The organism is Actinotignum inguinis (genome assembly GCF_051265835.1).
GTDB classification, from domain to species: domain Bacteria; phylum Actinomycetota; class Actinomycetes; order Actinomycetales; family Actinomycetaceae; genus Actinotignum; species Actinotignum timonense.
The window spans coordinates 1-2,800 of the sequence record NZ_JBOZDP010000038.1; the positions used below are offsets into that span (position 1 = coordinate 1).

At 62.9% G+C, this 2,800-nt stretch carries 2 protein-coding genes; both read right to left on the minus strand.

Translation table 11 applies throughout. The features are described 5' to 3' along the window. Positions 1-289: 289 nt before the first annotated feature. A complete protein-coding gene (locus tag ACRQFC_RS09165; RefSeq protein ID WP_284896583.1) occupies positions 290-1,291 on the minus strand; it encodes an FKBP-type peptidyl-prolyl cis-trans isomerase in 1,002 nt (333 codons plus the stop codon). Between the two features lie 65 nt (positions 1,292-1,356). Then, on the minus strand, positions 1,357-2,733 hold the full coding sequence (locus tag ACRQFC_RS09170; protein ID WP_435734675.1) for a dipeptidase: 1,377 nt from the start codon (positions 2,731-2,733) through the stop codon (positions 1,357-1,359). Between the last annotated feature and the right edge of the window lie 67 nt (positions 2,734-2,800).

Sequence of the window (2,800 nt, forward strand, 5' to 3'; positions counted from 1 at the left end):
TCACCCACGAACGAGACAAAACCCCAGGCCACAACGTCAATATGAAACCTATCACGACAAAATGAGCCAAGTCAGGTCATTCGCAAATAACTCACGCGCACACCGCGCCGGTGCTATTCATAGTCACGCGCGGCCTCCTTCCTAGATAGCACGAAGGGCGAGGCCACCTCTATTGAGGTACCTCGCCCTTACGTTATCCGGGTCAATTTCGGCCCTATCCGAAACCGCCGGTAGCTACCCGGTAGCTATCCGGCAATTACCTGGTGGCGACCCAGTAACTACCTGGCAACTACACCGCGGAAAGGATATCGACCACTACGGCGATGGCCTGGGCCGGATTGTCCTTACTGGGCACGCTCAGCAAAACCCGCGAGCCCGTCGGCACCCCGGCCAGGGGCGCGAAAATCTGCTGGGTAGAAGGAACCGAACGCGGCCCGGCCGGGTAGTTCGCCGTTGTGGGCGCCCAGGTGTTTTCCGCGTGGGCGTTATCCCATTGCGCGGCCGCGAATTGGAGCACATAGGTACCCTTCTCCGGGAGCGGGGCCCCGCTGCCGCGGGCAATAACCGTGGCCTTGAGCTCCGCGGGAGCTTCCGCGCCCTCTTTCACCCGGATCTCGGTAATGGGCTGGCCCAGCTCCCCCTTGTATTCCACCGGGAGGGCATCGGCCGCGGTTTCCACCGTGGCACCGGCCTCACCCGCGCTCTTCGCGTTCCAGGCATCCAGAATTTCCACGTAGAACGCGATGGTATCCGTAGCACCAATGGAGCCATCCTGGGTACCACCCGAAGGTCCGTAACCCCACTTTGCCGGGATGGACAAAATCAGCTTGTCCCCCACGTGGGCCTTGGCCAGGGTGTGACTCCAGCCCGGGATCACCTGGGCGAGCGGGAATGTGGCCGGAGCATTACGCGAATAGGAAGAATCGAAAGGCTTGTTCTTCCCCCACACTTGGCCCACGTAATTGACCTTGGCCACCGCATCGGCGCCCAATTCCGCGCCGCTGCCCTGTTCGAGCACCCGCACCCGCACATCCGCGGGAGCATCCCCCTTCGGGAACTCCAGCAGCGGCGCCTGCGCCGTGCCCCCCAGGGACGGCATGCCCTCCTCCGAGTACACAATCTCGGGGACTTCCCCGGGGGCGGGGCTTTCCACCGCGCCGCTTGCCTCAGCGCTCGCGGATTCCGAAGCAGCCGGTGTTGAGCTAGCTGCGCCGTCGTTCCCACCCGAACATGCCGCGAGGCTGCACGCAAGTAAGGCCGCCGTGCAGCCCGCAAGAATTTTCTTTCCCATCAATGTCACTTTCTTCGTCCTGTTCGCGCCGCGCGAGTACGCCGCGGCCTTCGCGTATCCGCGTTTTAGTGGCTTTCGCCCGCGCCCAGTTTCTCCAGGAGCAGCGCCTCCGCCAGAATAGCGTTACGCCAGTCGCCCAGGTGCAGGGATTCGTTATGAGCGTGAGCGCGCGCGTCCGGATCTTCCACGCCGGTCACCAGAATCTCCGCCTCCGGGAAGACTTCCGCGAGGTCGGAAATGAAGGGAATGGACCCGCCGGTGCCAATGTCCACCGATTCGTGGCCGAAGGCTTCGCTGAGGGCCTTGCGGGCCAGATGCATGATGGGGGTATCCTCCCCGGCCTTGAAACCGGAACCCGCTTCCGCAACTTCGGTGACCACGGTGGCACCGAACGGCGCCTGAGCCTCAATGTATTCGGCCAGCAGTTCGCCGGCGCGCTGGGGATCCTGACCGGGAGCCACCCGCATGGACAGGAAGGCCCGCGCGGAGGGAATCACGGTATTGGAAGCTTCCGCGGTGGAGGTCACGTCCATGCCGATCACGGCGATGGAGGGTTTCGTCCACATGCGCGAATTGAAGGAGCCGGTGCCCAGGAGCTGCATGCCGGGCAGAATCGCGGCATCGCGGCGCAGGTGTTCTTCTTCGTAATCGACGTCGGCATCATCCCACGCATCCAGGCCGGGAACCGCAACGTCGCCGTTCTCGTCGTGCAAGGTGGCGATAATCCGCGCGAGGGCGGTCACCGCATCGAGGGTGGGCCCGCCGTACTGGCCCGAATGCACGCCGTGGGTGAGAGTGGACACTTCCACCCCCAGGCGTACCACGCCGCGCAGCGAAGTGGTCAGGGAGGGCACCCCCACCTTCCAGTTACCCGAATCAGCCACCACGATGGCATCGGCCTCGAGGCGATCCCGGTAGGTTTCCAGGAAAGCATGGAAGGTAGGCGAACCGATTTCTTCTTCACCTTCGATAAAGAGGGTGACGTTCACGGCCAGGTCATCGCCGAGGGCCGAAATCGCGGCCATGTGGACGAGCACGCCCGCCTTATCATCGGCGGTGCCGCGCCCGTAGAGGCGCCCGTTCTTTTCCACCGGCTCGAAAGGATCGGATTCCCAACCGTCCAGGGTGCCCTGCGGCTGCACATCGTGATGCGCGTAAAGAAGAATGGTGGGCTTATCATCGCCGACGTGCTTATGGGCGAGAATCGCCGGGCGGCCCTTACCCTGGGGTGTTTCCAATTCAATAATATCGACGTCGAAACCGCGTTCGCGGGCCATGCGCGCCACGAATTCCGCGGATTCACGCACTTTCGCCTGGTCGAATGCATCAGCGGAAACGGAAGGAATACGGACAAGGTCCTCAAGCAAAGCGCGATGGACGGGCAGGGCCTCATCCACGCGCGCAACAAGATCACTACTCATACGTCCTAGGGTACCGGGCATGATGATCTGGTCGGCGTAGAAGTTACGCCTGCCAGCACCCAAATCAAGGCGGACGGCGAATCGGTCA